At 69.2% G+C, this 15,807-nt stretch carries 16 protein-coding genes; 7 read left to right on the top strand and 9 right to left on the bottom strand.

The window, feature by feature from the left end; translation table 11 throughout:
• Window positions 1-33: 33 nt before the first annotated feature.
• The 7 genes from ACE3UA_RS08690 to ACE3UA_RS08660 all read left to right on the top strand — a co-directional run bounded on the left by ACE3UA_RS08690 (window position 34) and on the right by ACE3UA_RS08660 (window position 6,815).
• Complete coding sequence (locus tag ACE3UA_RS08690; RefSeq protein ID WP_374644129.1) at window positions 34-1,167, top strand: branched-chain amino acid ABC transporter substrate-binding protein; 1,134 nt, start codon at window positions 34-36, stop codon at window positions 1,165-1,167.
• A 164-nt stretch (window positions 1,168-1,331) separates the two neighbouring features.
• Window positions 1,332-2,864 carry a 4-hydroxyphenylacetate 3-hydroxylase family protein gene (locus ACE3UA_RS08685; RefSeq protein WP_374644127.1) on the top strand — a complete coding sequence of 511 codons (1,533 nt, stop codon included), beginning with the start codon at window positions 1,332-1,334 and terminating at the stop codon, window positions 2,862-2,864.
• A gap of 53 nt (window positions 2,865-2,917) precedes the next feature.
• Window positions 2,918-3,337, top strand: a complete 420-nt coding sequence (locus tag ACE3UA_RS08680; protein ID WP_374644125.1) for a RidA family protein — start codon at window positions 2,918-2,920, stop codon at window positions 3,335-3,337.
• Window positions 3,338-3,349: 12 nt separating this feature from the next.
• Entirely contained in the window at window positions 3,350-4,027 is a 678-nt protein-coding gene (locus ACE3UA_RS08675; protein WP_374644123.1) for a DUF1028 domain-containing protein, read from the top strand.
• A gap of 139 nt (window positions 4,028-4,166) precedes the next feature.
• A complete protein-coding gene (locus ACE3UA_RS08670) occupies window positions 4,167-4,529 on the top strand; it encodes a hypothetical protein (RefSeq protein WP_374644121.1) in 363 nt (120 codons plus the stop codon).
• 68 nt (window positions 4,530-4,597) lie between these two features.
• A complete protein-coding gene (locus ACE3UA_RS08665) occupies window positions 4,598-5,533 on the top strand; it encodes a LysR family transcriptional regulator (RefSeq protein WP_374644119.1) in 936 nt (311 codons plus the stop codon).
• 115 nt (window positions 5,534-5,648) lie between these two features.
• Window positions 5,649-6,815 (top strand): LysR substrate-binding domain-containing protein, encoded by a 1,167-nt coding sequence (locus ACE3UA_RS08660; RefSeq protein WP_374644409.1) that lies wholly within the window; start codon window positions 5,649-5,651, stop codon window positions 6,813-6,815.
• A 3-nt stretch (window positions 6,816-6,818) separates the two neighbouring features.
• Here the strand turns inward: ACE3UA_RS08660 and ACE3UA_RS08655 are convergent, their stop codons facing one another.
• The 9 genes from ACE3UA_RS08655 to ACE3UA_RS08615 all read right to left on the bottom strand — a co-directional run bounded on the left by ACE3UA_RS08655 (window position 6,819) and on the right by ACE3UA_RS08615 (window position 15,677).
• Window positions 6,819-7,388: a HutD family protein gene (locus ACE3UA_RS08655; protein WP_374644117.1), complete on the bottom strand. Its 570-nt coding sequence runs from the start codon at window positions 7,386-7,388 to the stop codon at window positions 6,819-6,821.
• Window positions 7,385-8,803: an aspartate ammonia-lyase gene (locus ACE3UA_RS08650; protein WP_374644115.1), complete on the bottom strand. Its 1,419-nt coding sequence runs from the start codon at window positions 8,801-8,803 to the stop codon at window positions 7,385-7,387. Before ACE3UA_RS08650 ends, ACE3UA_RS08655 begins: the two co-directional genes overlap by 4 nt.
• A 6-nt stretch (window positions 8,804-8,809) precedes the next feature.
• On the bottom strand, window positions 8,810-9,601 hold the full coding sequence (locus ACE3UA_RS08645; protein WP_374644113.1) for a hypothetical protein: 792 nt from the start codon (window positions 9,599-9,601) through the stop codon (window positions 8,810-8,812).
• A gap of 82 nt (window positions 9,602-9,683) precedes the next feature.
• Window positions 9,684-11,375: an aconitase X gene (locus ACE3UA_RS08640; protein ID WP_374644111.1), complete on the bottom strand. Its 1,692-nt coding sequence runs from the start codon at window positions 11,373-11,375 to the stop codon at window positions 9,684-9,686.
• Entirely contained in the window at window positions 11,372-12,373 is a 1,002-nt protein-coding gene (locus ACE3UA_RS08635) for a 4-hydroxyproline epimerase (protein WP_374644109.1), read from the bottom strand. Before ACE3UA_RS08635 ends, ACE3UA_RS08640 begins: the two co-directional genes overlap by 4 nt.
• A gap of 7 nt (window positions 12,374-12,380) precedes the next feature.
• Window positions 12,381-13,625, bottom strand: a complete 1,245-nt coding sequence (locus tag ACE3UA_RS08630; protein ID WP_374644107.1) for an NAD(P)/FAD-dependent oxidoreductase — start codon at window positions 13,623-13,625, stop codon at window positions 12,381-12,383.
• Between the two features lie 7 nt (window positions 13,626-13,632).
• Window positions 13,633-14,355 carry an amino acid ABC transporter ATP-binding protein gene (locus tag ACE3UA_RS08625; RefSeq protein WP_374644105.1) on the bottom strand — a complete coding sequence of 241 codons (723 nt, stop codon included), beginning with the start codon at window positions 14,353-14,355 and terminating at the stop codon, window positions 13,633-13,635.
• Window positions 14,348-15,001 carry an amino acid ABC transporter permease gene (locus ACE3UA_RS08620; RefSeq protein ID WP_374644103.1) on the bottom strand — a complete coding sequence of 218 codons (654 nt, stop codon included), beginning with the start codon at window positions 14,999-15,001 and terminating at the stop codon, window positions 14,348-14,350. Before ACE3UA_RS08620 ends, ACE3UA_RS08625 begins: the two co-directional genes overlap by 8 nt.
• Window positions 15,002-15,011: 10 nt before the next feature.
• Window positions 15,012-15,677, bottom strand: a complete 666-nt coding sequence (locus ACE3UA_RS08615; RefSeq protein ID WP_374644101.1) for an amino acid ABC transporter permease — start codon at window positions 15,675-15,677, stop codon at window positions 15,012-15,014.
• Window positions 15,678-15,807 lie beyond the last annotated feature (130 nt).

Raw genomic sequence — 15,807 nt, 5'->3', positions numbered from 1 at the left:
GACCGCAAGAGAAGACTCAAAGGGAGTGATGGAATGAACGAACTGAAAACGCGGCGCCGTTCGGTGCTGGCCGGTCTCATGCTGGCCGGGGCGATGGCGGCCATGCCGGCGATGGCACAGGACAAGCCCCTGATCAAGCTGGGGTTCATCGGCCCGATCTCGGGCGGGAACGCGGCGCAGGGCCTGGGCGCGCAGAACGGATTCCTGCTGGCGATCGAGCAGGCGAATGCAAGCGACTATCCCTACAAGGTCGAGCCGGTGGTGCTGGACGACGCCTCGGACCCGCAGACCGGCGTCGCGGCGGCGCTGAAGCTGGTCAACGATCCCGAGGTGATCGCGGCGACGGGCCACTGGAACAGCCCGGTGGCGCTGGCGACGATGCCGGTGTTCAACCGCTTCCAGATGCCGATGATCGTCTGGGGCGCGATCAGCCCGAAGATCACCGAGCAGAACCTGCCCGAGATCACCCGCGTCACGCCCACCCTCGTCACCGAGAACAAGCCCCTGGCGGAATGGGCGGCCACCGGCCTTGGCGCGAAGAAGATCGCGATCGTCGCCGATACCTCGGATTATGGCGTCGCCAATACCGAGGCCTTCCGCGGCTTCTTCACCGAGGCGGGCGGCGAGATCGTGTCCGAGGACCTGTTCCCGGTCGGCACCATCGACTTCCGCACCGCGCTGACCAAGCTGCGCGACGGCGGGGCCGAGGCGCTGTATTTCGGCGGCGTGATCGCCGAGGCGGGGATCCTGCGCAAGCAGATGGCCGAGGTCGGGCTGGACATCCCGATGATCGGGATCTCGGGCTTCTACGATCCCGAGTTCATCGCGCTGGCGGGCGACGCGGCCGAGGGCACGATGGTCAGCTATCCGGCGGCGCAGTCGAACCCGAAGCAGGACCAGTTGATGGCGGACTATGCCGCGCGCGGCTTTGCCGAGGAAAGCAGCCCCTATACGAAATATGCCTATGACGCGACCAACATCCTGCTGGAGTCGATCGCCGCGACGGGGATCGAGGACAAGGCGGCGCTGGCGGCGGCGATCCGGGGCATCAGCCATGACGGCGCCCTGGGCGTGACCACCTTCGACGCCAACGGCCAGACCCAGATCCCGGTCGAGATCGAGATCAAGGAAGTCAAGGGCGGCGCCTGGGTGACCCGCACCGAGTGACGCGCCCGCCGGTGCCGGGGCGCGACCCCGGCATCGGATTTCCTGCGGCAGGGCCACGGAAACGCATATTTTCCCCGGCCCGCCGCGACTTGCTACCAGCAGGGGACCCCGGGCCACGGGCCTGACGGCAGAACCGAACATCCGAAACGAATGAGGGATCAGCGATGATCAGAACAGGTCAACAGTACAGGGACTCGATCCGGGATGGCCGGCGCATCTGGGTGAATGGCGAGCGGGTGGAGGACGTGACCACCCATCCGCAGTTCAAGCCCCTGGTCGATATCCGCGCCCGCATCTTCGACATGCAGCACGAGGCCGCGCATCAGGAGCTGATGACCGTGGTCGAGGACGGCGAGCGCAACGCGCTCGGCTCGGCCCTGCCATACAGCCAGGACGACTGGTGGGCCAAGCGCCGCGCCACCGACCACATGCTGAACGAGGTGGGCGGCGTCGTCACCCGCGTCGGCGACGAGACCGTGGGCGAGATGTGGTCGCTGTATGACGGCCAGGACGTGCTGAACGAAGTGGATCCGCAGTTCTCCAAGAACATCAAGGCGCATATCACCCGCGTCCTGCGCGAGGATCCGTTCCACGTCTCGGCCAACACCGACCCGAAGGGCGACCGTTCCAAGGCGCCGCAGGACCAGGACCCCGACATGCTGCTGCATGTGGTCAAGGAGACCGACGCGGGCATCGTGGTGCGCGGCGCGAAATACGAGACGGCGGCGGCCTATGCCAACCAGGCCTTCACCAAGCCGACCATCGCCAACTGGGGCAACAACGCGCTGTCCGACTATGCCGTGGGCTTCATCTGCGACCTGGGCAGCCCGAACCTGCGCTTCATCTGCCGCACCGGATTCGCCGGCCGGGCCGATGCGCGCGACTATCCCCTGGCCAACAAGTTCGACGAGGTCGATACCATCGTCATCTTCGACGACGTGCTGATCCCCTGGGAGAACGTGCTGTTCTACCGCCACACCAAGGCGGCGACCTTCATCCGCGCCACGCTGCACCGCTATTCCGCCTTCGCCTTCGTGCAGCGGAACCTCAAGCTGGCCGACATGATGATCGGCGCGGCGCTGTTCAACGCGCGGCAGACCGGCCTGGACAAGCAGCAGGCGGTGCAGGAGAAGCTGGCGCAGCTCGCCGTCTACCGCGAGGGGATCAACGCCCATCTCACCGCCGCCATCGCGCTGGGAGAGCGGTCCCCGGCCGGGCTGATGATGCCGAACCAGTCGCTGCTGTATACCGGGCGGGTGCTGGCCTGTTCGCAGCTGCACGAGATGATGCATATCGCGCGCGAGCTGTGCGGCGGGCAGATCTGCGTGACGCCGGATGTCGGGTCCTTCGAGAACCCCGAGACCAAGCCCTGGCTGGACAAGTATTATACCATCAACGACGAATGGCAGGCCGAGGATCGCCGCAAGCTGCTGGCCTTCGCCCGCGACATGCTGAACTCGGACTATGCCGGGCACCGGCTGACCTTCCAGCTGTTCGCCCAGTCGCCGCCCTTTGCGCATCTGGCGGCGGTCTACCGCAACTTCGGCTGGGACGGGCCGCTGGCTTTCGTCAAGGAGGCGGCGGGCCTGTCGGACCGGGTGATGGGCGGCAAGACCCTGTCCCCCGGCGACAGCGCGGTGTCCAGCTGGTTCTCGACCGACATCAGCACCCACGCCCGGCGCACCGCCGCCGAGTGACCGAAACCGGCGGCGCCCGATGGGTGGCGCCGCCCGCCAATGGAAACGGAACGATGATTCACAAACGCCTTCGCCCCTTCAACACCAAGAAGACCTATCCCGAGCAGAAGCTGGACAACGACCTGAGCCAGGGCGTCGTCGCCCGCGGCACGATGGTGTTTCTGCGCGGCCAGGTCAGCCAGGACCTGGACACGCGCGAATGCCTGCATGTCGGCGATGCCGGCCGGCAGACCGAAAAGACCATGCAGAACATCAAGATGCTGCTGGAGGAAGCGGGCAGCTGCATGGACCACATCTGCCGCATCGTCGTCTACCTGACCGACATCCGCTATCGCGAGGCGGTCTATCAGGAGATGGGCAAGTGGATGAAGGGGGTGCATCCCTGCTCGACCGGCCTTGTCGTCCCGGCGCTGGCGCGGCCGGAATGGGTGGTCGAGATCGAGGTGACCGCCGTCATCCCCGATGCCGCCTGACGGGGGCAAGCGATGACCTTCTCGATTTCGGCAAGATGCGAGCGGACGGGGATGCTGGGCATCGCCGTCTCCTCTTCGTCCCCCTGCGTCGCGGCGCGCTGCGCCCATGCCAGGGCCGGGGTGGGCGTGGTGGCGACGCAGAACATCACCGACCCGCGCCTGGGGCCGAAGGGCCTGGACCTGATGGAATCGGGCCTGTCGGCCGAAGCGGCGCTGGAGGCGCTGAAGCGCGACGCGCCGCATCTGGAATATCGCCAGCTGGCGCTGGTCGATGCGCAGGGGCGGACGGCCTCGTTCTCGGGGGCGAACACGCTGGGCACGCATCGCGTGGTGACCGGACCGGGCGTCGCGGCGGCGGGGAACCTCTTGTCCAGCCGCGCCGTGCCGGAGGCCATGGTCGCGGCCTTTGCCGCCGGCGCGGGGCAGGGGCTGGGCGACCGGCTGCTGGCCGCGATGCGCGCGGCCGAGGAGGCCGGGGGCGAGGAAGGGCCGGTGCATTCCGTGGGGATGCTGCTGGTCCGCACGGAAGCCTGGCCGATCGCCGACCTGCGGGTGGACTGGGCCGATGCGGACCCGATCGGCGAGATCACCCGGCTGTGGGAGCGGTGGAAGGGCGAGATGGAGGCCTATGTCTCGCGCGCGCTGAACCCGTCGCAGGCACCAAGCTACGGCGTGCCGGGCGACATGTGAGCCTGCCCCCGGCCGGGCGTTCCGGCCGGGGGATCGGGCCGGGGGATCGGGAAAGCCGAGGCCGAAGCTCTGATCTTGCGATTTTCCCGGCGGGCCGAAAGGGCGCATGCTCGGGCCACAACAGCAAGGGAGCCATGCGATGAACGGGTTCGGACGTCTTCTGCGGCGGATCATCGACCGGATGCGGATCGAGCGCGGGCTTGCCGCCCTGCCCGCGGACGGGGCCGCGGATTTCGGCAGCACGGCGGGGGACCTGGCCGCGGCCTCGCGGATGAAGGCGGACGTGCCCGAGCGGATGGGCCGGATGGCCGAGAAGCTGGGCGCCGCCGAGGCCTTTGCCGGGGTGGACCGCTACCGGGTGCTGGACATGGCGCGGGAATGTGACCGCTGCGGCGCGCGGCGGATCTGCGGCCATGTGCTGTATGAGGACGGCGGGGCGGATCCCGCGGATTTCTGCCCGAACGCCGCGAATTACCGCGAACTGGTCGCAGGGCAGGCCTGACGGCGGTCGCGCGCCTCCCTAACCTCGTGCAACATGGGGCCGGGGCCCCGCCCCGGTCAGGAGACGGCATGCGCTTTACCCTTCGCCAACTGAGCTATTTCGTCGCGGCCGGCGAGACCGGCAGCGTCACCCGCGCCTCGGAGCAGGTGAACATCTCGCAGCCCTCGATCTCGGCCGCGATCTCGCATCTGGAAACGGAATTCGGCGTCCAGCTTTTCGTGCGTCACCATGCGCAGGGCCTGTCGCTGACCCCGGCGGGCCAGCGGCTGATGGTCGCCGCCAAGGAGGCGCTGCGCAGTTCCTACAGCCTGTATGAGGTCGCAAGCTCGGCCATGGGCGCGGTGGCGGGGCCGATCAACGTGGGCTCGTTCCGCACCTTCGCGCCGCTGATCATGCCCGAGTTGTGGCGCGGCTTCGTCGCGCGCCATCCCGATGTGCGGATGCATGTGACCGAGGGCAGCGAGGCCGAGCTGCTGGAGGGGTTGCGCACGGCCCGGATCGACCTGGCGCTGACCTATGAGATCAGCATGACCGCCGAGATGGAATTCGTGCCGCTGGCCGAACTGCCGACCTATGTCCTGCTGGCGGCGGACCATCCGCTGGCCGCCCGGCCCAGCCTGAAGCTGGCGGATCTGGAGGCCGAGCCCTTCGTCCTTCTGGACCTGCCGCTGACCCGGCAGTATTTCCTGTCGCTGTTCGACCGCGCGGGCTGCGCCCCCCGGATCGCGGCCGAGACCAGCGCGCCCTCGGCGCTGCGGTCCTATGTGGCGGCGGGGATCGGCTATTCGCTGATGACGGTGCGGCCGAAGAACATGGCGGCCGAGAACGGCCTGCCGCTGGCCTATGTCGAACTGCTGGAGGACTGCCCGCCGATGAAGGTGGGCCTGGCCTATCTGAAGGAGCTGCGCCGGTCGCGCGTGGCCGAGGAGTTCGAGATCTTCTGCCGCGAGCTGATCCGCGAGGGCGGGTTGCCGGGCATGGTTCCCGCCGGGGGGACCGCATAGCTTTTTCCGGTCCAAGGCAGCGGAAAAGCGTTCTTTCGCCAAGGCGGTCCCTGTTGGAAACATGGGCCGGAGGGGGCGACGGAAGCCCCGGCGTGAAGGAGTCGCTATCTTGGACATGCAGCCCGACCAGGCCATCCGCAGCAAGTTCCTGGAAGGCATGAGCCACGCCGCCTGCACGGTGAACATCGTCACGACCGACGGGCCCGCCGGGCGGGCGGGGGTGACGGTCTCGGCCATGGCCTCGGTCTCGGCCGACAGCGCGCGGCCGACGCTGCTGGTCTGCGTCCACCACCTGAGCCCGGCGGCGTCGAAGATCGTCGAGAACGGGGTTCTCTGCGTCAACGTGCTGCGCGACGACCAGTCCTATATCTCGGACACGTTCGCCGGCCGCTTCAAGGACGAGGTGGGCGACAAGTTCGACTGCGCCGAATGGACCGCCATGCCGTCCGGCGCGCCGCGGATCGTCGATCCGCTGGTCGCCTTCGACTGCCGGCTTCTGTCGGCCGAACGGGTCGGCACGCACCACATCTTCCTGTGCGAGGTGCATGACCTGCATGTGACGCGCGGCGGCTCTCCCCTGATCTATGCCAACCGGGCCTATGGCGCCTCGATGCGGATCGAGGGGGCGAGCAACCTTGCCGTGGGGCGGGCGCGGGCCGGGGCGGGGCTGACGGTGGGCTGTTTCCACACCTTCGCGCCCTATGTGATGCCCCGGCTGATCCGGCAGATGGAGACCACGCCCCTGCGCCTGATCGAGGGCGACCAGCGGCGGCTGCGGGAGAGCCTCGCCTCGGGGGAATGCGAGGTCGCGCTGCTGTATGACATCGACATCGAGCCGGAGTTCGAGCGTCTGCCGCTGGCCGAGCTGGAGCCCTATGTGCTTTTGCCCGACAATCACCGGCTTGCGCGGCAGTTCGAGGTGATGCCCGAGGACCTGGCCGAGGAGCCGATGGTGCTTCTGGATGCGCCGCCGAGCGCGGAATATTTCCTGGGCCTCTTGCGCGCGGCGCGGGTAGAGCCGCTGGTGGCCTACCGCTCCTCCTCGTTCGAGATGGTGCGGGGCATGGTCGGGCATGGGCTGGGCTATGCGCTTCTGTCGACGAAGCCGGCGGCCGACATGACCTATGACGGGATGAAGCTGGTGACGCGGCCGCTGATCGGCGGCAATGCGACCTCGCGCATCGTGCTGGCCCATGCCAGGGGGGCGGAGCTTTCCCCGGCGGCCGAGCGGTTCGCCGCGCTGTGCCGCCGGGTGTTCGGGCCGGAGATGCCGCAGGGCTGAGGGTCAGGCGGGCGCGACCGGGACCACCAGCGCGCGCGCGCCGGGGCCGGGGGTGGCCAGCACCTCGCCCGCGGCGATGGCGGTGTCGCCCGGTTTCAGCCTCAGCGTCGCGGCGGCGCTGGCAAGGGTCCAGCCGCCAAGCGCATGGATCACCGCAAAGCCGCCGGGGTCGGGATGGATCGGCCCGGCGGCGTCCTGCATCCGCGCCTCGCCCAACTGCCAGACCGACCTGGCGACCATCACGTTCAGCACCCGGATCCCGCCGCCAAGCGGGATGCCGACCGGCGTCAGGCCAGAGTCGAAGCGGCAGGGTTCGCCCGGCGCCAGCAGCCTGGAATGGTTGGCGAAGTCCAGCCGCAGGCCCGCGCCTTCGATCACGGTGATGATCCGCTCCACCCCCGGAAAGGCCGAGAAGGGCGCCTCGGCGGCGATGGTGGCGCGGCTGACGCGCAGATCGAATGCGTCGCGGTCGGCGGTCTCGGGCCTCAGGCAGATCTCGTCGGTGGTGCCGAGGCCGTTCTTCCAGGGCAGGGTGACATAGCCCGTGGCGGGCAAGTGCTGCAGGGGGGTCATGGCCGGTCTCCGTGGTCAAGGCCGCAGGCGGTTCGTTCAAGGCGGGCGAATTCGGCGGCGGACAGAAGCCCGGCCCCGGCCACCCGTTCGGCCAGCGGCGGCCCGCCGGCCAGCACCTCGGCGGCCAGCGCGGCGGCGCGGTCGTAGCCGATCACCGGGGCCAGCGGGGTGCACATGGCGGTCGAGGCGTCCAGATGCGCCCGGCAGCGGTCGGGCCGGGCGGTGATGCCGGTCACGCAGCGCGTGGTGAGGGTCGTGATGCCGGCCGTCATGAGCTTCAGCCCATCCAGCAGGCTGTGTGCGATCACCGGCTCCATCGCGTTCAGCTGGAGTTGCCCGGCCTCGGCCGCCATGGTCACGGTCACGTCATGGCCGATCACGCGATAGGCGATCTGGCTGACGACCTCGGGGATCACCGGATTGACCTTGCCCGGCATGATCGAGGAGCCGGCCTGCACCGGCGGCAGCTCGATCTCGCCCAGCCCGGCGCGGGGGCCGCTGGCCAGAAGCCGCAGGTCGTTGCCGATCTTCGAGAGCCGGATCGCCAGCCGCCGCAGCGCGGCCGACAGGCCGACCAGGGCGCCCATGTCCGAGGAGGCGTCGATCAGGTCGGCGGCCCCCCGGACCGGCAGGCCGGAGATTTCCGCCAGATGCGCCAAAGCGGCCGCGCGATAGCCGGGGGGTGCGTTCAGCCCGGTCCCGATCGCGGTGCCGCCGAGGTTGACCGTGGCGAGGTCGGCCACCGCCTGCCGGAGGGCCAGCCGGTCCTGTTCCAGCCCGGCGGCAAAGCCCGCGAACTCGGCCCCGAGCGACATCGGCACCGCGTCCTGCAACTGGGTGCGGCCAAGCTTGATCACGCCCGCGAAGGCCTGCGCCCGCCCGCGCAGCGCGGCGGCAAGGGCGGTGGTGGCCGCCAGCAGCGGGGCCGAGGCGAAGCTCAGCGCAAGGCGCAGCGCGGTCGGATAGACGTCGTTGGTGGACTGCGAGCGGTTGACGTCGTTCAGCGGATGCAGCGCGGCATACTGGCCGCGCGGCTGGCCCATCGCGTCAAGGCCGAGGTTGGCGATGACCTCGTTCGCGTTCATGTTGGTCGAGGTTCCGGCCCCGCCCTGGATCATGTCCACCACGAAGGCGTCGAGATGCGCCCCGGCCAGAAGCCGGGCGCAGGCCGCCTCGATGGCGGCGTGGCGGTCGGGGGGAAGGGCGCCGAGATCGCGGTTCGCCCGCGCCGCCGCAAGCTTGACCATCGCCAGGGCGCGGACCAGGTCGGGGAAGTCGCCCAGAACCACGCCCGAGATCGGAAAGTTCCGGACCGCGCGGAAGGTGTGGATGCCATAGGGCAGGTTGGCGGGAAGGGTCACCGCGCCCAGCATGTCGGTCTCGCTGCGCAGCGGGGCGGTCAGGGTCTTGTTCATCTGCGATCAGCCTTTTGCGAGCAGGTGCCAGGGCGCCGGGCCCGGGATCTTCCGTCCCGGCAGGTGGAACTCTCCCGCCGCGCCGATGAGGACGCGAACCGGAGCCATCCCCTCCTGCCGGGCAAGATAGCGGCCGGGAGGCGGGCGGCAGAGGTCGGGGTGCAGGCCGGCGCCGTCGGCGGTGGTCTCGACCAGCCAGGGCGCGCCGAGAAGCCGGTTGGCCGCCTGGATGTCGCCCGCGCGGATATGGTCGCGGATCGCGGTAGACGAGGCGCGCGCGCCGGCCAGCGTCACCTGCGCCAGGCTGCCCACGGCAAAGCCATGGTCGCGGCCAAGGGCGCAGAGCAGGGCCATGTCGCCCGAGCGGCGGTGCCCGAAGCGGAAATCCGGCCCGGCATGGACCGCATGGACGCCAAGCCCCGCGACCAGCACCCGGTCCACGAACTCCTGCGGCGAGAGGCTGGCGAAGTCGCGGTCGAAGCGGGGGGCGAAGATGTAGTCGATGCCATAGGGCCCCAGCAGGAGCGGCTTGAGCCCCGCGGTCGTCAGGCGGAAGGGCCGGGTCTCGCTGCCGAAAAAGCTGCGGGGATGCGGTTCGCAGGACATGACGGCCACGGGCCGCCCCCCGGCCCGGCGCCGCGCCGCGCGCAAAAGCGCCTGGTGCCCAAGGTGGAAGCCGTCGAAATTCCCCAGAAGGAGGACCGCCCCCCGCAGTGGATGCCCTTGGGGCAATGCCCCGGAGACCACTTGCGGCAGAAGCGGGCCACAGGCGACCGGGAACGGGGCAGGCAGGGACATGGGCTGGACGCTTTCACACGGGATCGTCCGACCCTAGGCGGCTTCCGCCGCGCGCCATAATCGGATGTTGCTTGGCAGTGGATCAGGAAGTCCGATCCGCCGCCAGCCAGTCCGGCAGTATCCGGGGCGCATGGCCGGTCAGGGCCGCCTCGGCGCAGGCGGCAAGGCCCCCGAACCGGACGGCGCGGCCCGAGAGGCCGGGGCCGTAATGCGCGTATTTGCCGGAATTGGTCATCAGGGCGCGGGTGCCGGGGGGAAAGACGGGCTCCGAGATCGAACACCAGCAGAGATCGGGCAGCACCTGCACGCCTGCCCCGGTCAGCCGGGCAAGGGTGCCCTCGGCCTCTGCCTGCTGCATCACCGCGCGGCCGGCCGTGACGATGGTGGCGACCGCGACATGTCGTCCGGACAGCGCATCGGCCAGCGCGCGGCATTCCAGGATCGAGGCATGCGGGCTGCCGATCGCGATCAGTTCCACCTCCTCGGGCCCGTCGTTCAGGGTGCGCCAGCCCGCGGCCATGTCGGCGCGGGTGATGCGGGCATGATCGGCATCCGGGGCGATGCGCTGCGCCTCGGGCGTCACGCCCTCGACATGCAGCATCGGCGCGGCGGAAGTGGTGCCGAAGGCGGCGCAGAGCGCCTTGAGGTTTTCCGGCGAGGGCCGCGCCGCCGCCAGCCCGCGCAGAAGCGGGATGCGGTCGGGCGCGGCCTTGCCGGCCAGCCAGCCGATCAGGGGCCAGACGGCATCGTCGGCCCCATCCGGCAGGTCGATGTCGAGGATCCGCCTGGCCTGCCGGTTCTCGTCCAGATAGACGCCGGACAGCGGCGCCCGGCCGGTCATCGCGCTGCAAAGGTCCAGGAAATCCGGGTGCTTGGCGGTGCGCGCCCCGAGGACGCTGTTGGCATAGATCACCGCGTTGGATTCCGACCAGGCGATGGCCTCGCCCTCGGCAGGGGCGGTGTCGAGCAGATAGGGTGAGCAGGTGAAGGTCGGCTGGCAGCCCATGCGGACATAGGCATCGGCCAGGCGCTGCGCCGGGCCGCCGAAACCGGGCGGCACGCCCTGCACGCGCCAGTTCGCGCGATCGACCGAGATCGCGTTCATCGTGGTCGGGATCCGGACGCGGGCGCCCATGTCCGCCATCTTCTCGGCGAAGGTCAGGTTGGCGGGGCTGGCGTAGATGCAGCCGTCGATATGGCCCTGGCTCACGTCGATCAGCCGCGTCGCGCCCTGGTTCACCGCCATGGCGCAAAGGATGCGCATCGCCTGCGCCGTCGCCTCGCCTTCGGCGCCGTCCAGCATGGCGCGGTCATGGTCGGTCAGGGTCAGCGCCCCGGTGGCCGGCGGGTCGATGGCAAGGGTCAGGCCGTCGGCCGCAAGCCCGGTCTCGGTGATGCGGGCGGTTTTCGCCATGGCCAGCCGGGCATGGGCCCCGGGCGACAGGCGCAGGACGGGCAGGGGCCTGCCGAACATCCCGGCGGCGATCAGCGCGCCGAGGGTCACCACATCCTCGGGCTCGCTGAAGACCAGCGCCGCCGGGGCCTTGCCGTTCAGCGCCATGTCGAGAAGCACGCCCGAGCCGGTGCAGGAGCCGCGGGTGCCGGGCATCACCAGGATGCGGCCGGCCATGCTTTGCCCGGCGAGCGGGTGATGCACGTCGATGACCTGGCCCGTCGCCGGATCGACCCCGCCCCAGAAGCTGAGCGGTTCGGTGGTGGCGAGGATCTCGCCCTCGGCCCGGCCGGAGAGGATGAAGCGGGCCGAAAGGGTCATTTGACGACGAAACCGTGCGCGAAGGGGTCGCGGTCGTCGATGAAGATCGTGTTGTAGCCGGTCATCCGCGCCCATCCTGCCACCGAAGGGATGATCGCGTCGCGGCCCGCGACCGAGGCCGCCGCCTCGACCCGGCCCTTGAAGATCGAGCCGATGATGGATTCGTGGTGGAAGTCGTCGCCCACCTTCAGCCTGCCCTTGGCGGCAAGCTGCGCCATCCGGGCCGAGGTGCCGGTGCCGCAGGGGCTGCGGTCGATGGCCTTGTCGCCGTAGAACACCGCGTTGCGGGCATGGGCGCCCTCGACCGTGGGCTTGCCGGTCCAGAGGATATGGCTGAGCCCGGTGATCGCGGCATGTTCGGGATGGGTGAAGTCGTATTTCGCGTTCAGCGCCGCGCGGAGTTTCGGCGACCAGCCGATCAGCTCTCCCGCCGTGTGGTCGGCCATGTCGCGGAAATTCTTCTGCGGCTCGACGATGGCGTAGAAATTGCCGCCATAGGCCACGTCGACCACGATCTCGCCCAGGCCCTCGACCTCGGCGGTCAGGCCCTCGGCATAGAGGAAGGCGGGGACGTTGGTCAGGCGCACCTCCTCGACGAAGCGGCCTTCCTGGCGGTATTCGATGTCCACCTTGCCGGCCGGCGCGTCGATCGACAGGCGGCCGGGGGTGCGCGGGGTGATCAGGCCGTTCTCGATCCCCATGGTGATGGTGCCGATGGTGCCATGGCCGCACATCGGCAGGCAGCCCGAGGTCTCGATGAACAGGACCGCCACGTCGCAATCGGGGCGCGTGGGCGGGTAGAGGATCGAGCCGGACATCATGTCATGCCCGCGCGGCTCGAACATCAGGCCGGTGCGGATCCAGTCGAATTCGCGCAGGAAATGGGCGCGGCGCTCCAGCATGGTCGCGCCCTCCAGCCGGGGGCCGCCGCCCGAGACCAGGCGGACGGGATTGCCGCAGGTGTGACCGTCGATGCAGGAGAAGGTATGCGTAGCCATGGGGGCCTCAGAAGCGTTGCGGCGAGAAGGGGGTCAGGTCGATGGCGGGGGGTGCGCCGGTAACAAGGTCGGCGACCAGGCGGGCGGTCGCGGTGGCCTGGGTCAGGCCAAGGTGGCCGTGGCCGAAGGCATAGGTGACGCGGGGCGTGGCGCGGGCCGGGCCGATGGCGGGCAGCGTGTCGGGCAGCGAGGGGCGGAAACCCATCCACTGCCTGCCGCCGGCGGGCTTGAGGCCGGGGAGGAAGCTCTGCGCCTTCTTCAGCATCGCCTCGGCCCGGGCGAAGTTCGGCGGCAGCTTCAGCCCGCCCAGCTCCACCGCGCCGCCGACGCGGATGCCGCTGGCCAGGCGGGTGACGACAAAGCCATGCCCGCCGAATGTGACCTGGGTGCGCAGGTCGAAGGCATCGGGGGGCAGCGTCGTGTTGTAGCCGCGTTCCGTCTCCAGCGGGATGCGGTCGCCAAGGCCGCGCGCGAGGTGGTGCGAATGGGCGCCCGCGGCCAGGACCACATGCCCGGCGGTGCGGGTTTCGCCGCCGGAAAGGGCAAGCGTCACGCCCTCGCCGGCGGGGGTGAGGGCCAGGACCTCGGCCCGGACGATCTGGCCGCCGTTCGCCCGGAAGCGGTCGGCCAGGGCCAGGGTGAACTCCTTCGGCTCGGTGACCGACTGCCAGCCCGGCGTGAAGGTGCCGCGCAGGAAGCGGGGCGCGAGGCCGGGTTGCAGCGCGTCCATCTCGGCCCGGTCCAGGTGGCGGACCTCGATCCCGTGGTCCAGGCGCACCTGCCAGCCGGGCAGGGCGGCGCGGAACTCGGCCTCGGATTCGTAGACCTGGAGGTTGCCCTCCTTGCGCAGCATCGGCAGGGTGCCGGTCGCGGCGAGGAAGGGTTCCAGTTCGGCGCGCGACAGGTCCATCAGCGCGGTCTGCGCCACGGTCGAGCGCCGGACCTGCGCCGGCGAACAGGCCCGCCAGAAGCGCAGCATCCAGGGCGCGATCCGCAAGGCATAGGCCGGCGGCACGCTGAGCGGGCCAAGCGGGTCCAGCAGCCATTTCGGCGCCTTGCGCAGGATCCCGGGCGAGGCGAGCGGCAGGATGTCGGAGAAGGCCAGCGCCCCGGCATTCCCGGCCGATGCGCCTGCGGCCGGGCCCTCGCGGTCAAGCACCATGACCGAAAGGCCGCGCATCTGCAGGGCGAGGGCGGCAGACAGGCCGACGACGCCGGCGCCGACGACGATCACTTCGGGGGTGGGGGACATGATCGGCCTAATGCGTGGCGGCGAGGAACTTCTGCAATTCGGGGTCTTTCGGCGCATCGAACAGCTGCTCGGGCGCGGCGATCTCGGCCATGACGCCCTGACGGAAGAAGGCGACGCGATCCGAGACCTCGCGCGCGAACTTCATCTCGTGCGTGACGCAGATCATCGTCATGCCTTCGGAGGCCAGCATCCGCAGCGTGTCCAGCACCTCGCCCACCAGCTGCGGGTCCAGCGCCGAGGTCACCTCGTCGAAGAGCATGTAGTCGGGCGACATCGCCAGGGCGCGGGCAATCGCCATGCGCTGCTGCTGGCCGCCCGACAGGCGCGAGGGATAGACCTTGAGCTTGTCGCCAAGCCCGACATGGTTCAGCTGTTTCGCCGCCTCGGCCTCGGCCTCGGCCTTCGACCGCTTCAGCACCTTGACCTGGGCCAGCATCACGTTTTCCAGCACGGTCAGATGCGGGAAGGCGTTCCATTGCTGGAAGACGATCCCGATCTTCTGGCGCAGCTTGTTGAGGTCGGTGGACTTGGCGTGGACCTCGATCCCGTCCACCAGGATGCGGCCGGAATCGATCGGCTCCAGCCCGTTGATGCAGGTCAGAAGCGTCGACTTGCCCGAGCCCGAGCCGCCGATCACGGTCAGCACCTCGCCCTTGGCCACGGTCAGGTTGATCCCCTTGAGGACCTTCAGGTTGCCGAACGACTTGTGGACGTTTTCGATTTCAATCATTGGACCACCGTTTCTCCAGATAGCCGCCGAACCGGGCAATCGGGAAGGAGATGAGGAAGTAGAACAGGCCGCAGATCATCAAGAGGAACAGGGGTTCCTGCAGGCGGGTGATCAGGATCTGGGTGGATTTCAGAAGCTCGACCACCTGCACGATGAAGACCAGCGCGGAATCCTTCATCACGCCAAGCGCGAGCCCGATCCACGAGGGCAGGGCGACCCGGGTGGCCAGCGGCAGCACGATCGAGGTCATGTCCTGGCCCCAGGTCATGCCCAGCGACCGCGCGGCCCGGCGCAGGGTCTGCGGCACCGATTCGATCCCGCCGCGGACGATCTCGGCGCAATAGGCGGCGGTATAAAGCGACAGCACCCCGCAGGCGATGGCAAAGCCCGAGATGCGCCAGCCGATGATCGTGGTGACGAAGGCATTGGCCAGCACCAGCTGGATCAGCAGCGGGATCGACCGGAAGATGTCCAGCACGAAGGTCAGCGGCGCGGCCCACCAGGGGCCGACCTGATAGCGGAAGACGCCGAAGACGATCCCCAGGATCGTGCCGAAAAAGACCGAGATGCCGGTGACGATCAGCGTCATCCCGGCGCCCTTGGCCAGGAAGATCAGGTCGTTCGTCGTGAGGGCGGTGTCGAACATCATTGCCCCCTCAGTAGCGGAAAAGCCGGGCCGCAAGCAGCCGGGCCGAGATGGTGATGACCTTGGTGATCACATAGAAGATCACCGCGGCGATGGCGAAAAGCTCGAAGGTGCGGAAGCTGCGCGCGTTCAGGTCGCTGGTCACGCCGTAAAGGTCGGTGTTCATCGCAACCACCGCCCCGAGCGAGGTCATCAGGATCGCCCAGACCATCTGGTTCGTCATCGGCAGGAAGGAAATCCGCAGCATCTGCGGCATGATCACGTTCTGGAAGGCCTGGACCGGGGTCATCCCCAGCGAGCGGGCGGCGCGGGTCTGGGTCTCGGGGATGGCCTTCAGCGCGCCGCGGAAGTTCTCGGTCAGGTAGCCCGCATTGTTGAAGGCGATGCCGATCAGCAGCGACAGGTAGGGCGAGAGATGGACGCCGAAGCCGCCCAGCCCGAAATGCACCATGTAGATCTGGAACAGGGCCGGCGTGTTGCGCGCGATCTCGACCCAGGTGGTCGCGATGGCGGACAGGATGCGGTTGCCGGACAGCCGGAACAGGGTCAGCAGGATGGCGACGCCGATGCCGATCGCCATCGACAGGATCGCGATCTCCATGGTGACCAGCGCGCCCTCCAGCATCTGGGGCAACGAGCCTAGCGCCTGGTTCCAGCGGAAGTTGTAGTTGAACATGGCCGCCCCGGAGAGGATGCAGGAAGGCGTGATGCGGGGGCTGCCCCCGCATCACGTCACGTCCGTATCAACGGTAGACGCCGTCGATCGTCAGCTTGGCCGGCTCGCCCACGCCCACCCAATTCTTGTA

The organism is Tabrizicola sp. (genome assembly GCF_041919135.1).
GTDB lineage: Bacteria > Pseudomonadota > Alphaproteobacteria > Rhodobacterales > Rhodobacteraceae > Tabrizicola.
The sequence above is the reverse complement of the archived record's forward strand: the minus strand, read 5'-3'. Positions and strand labels throughout refer to the sequence as shown.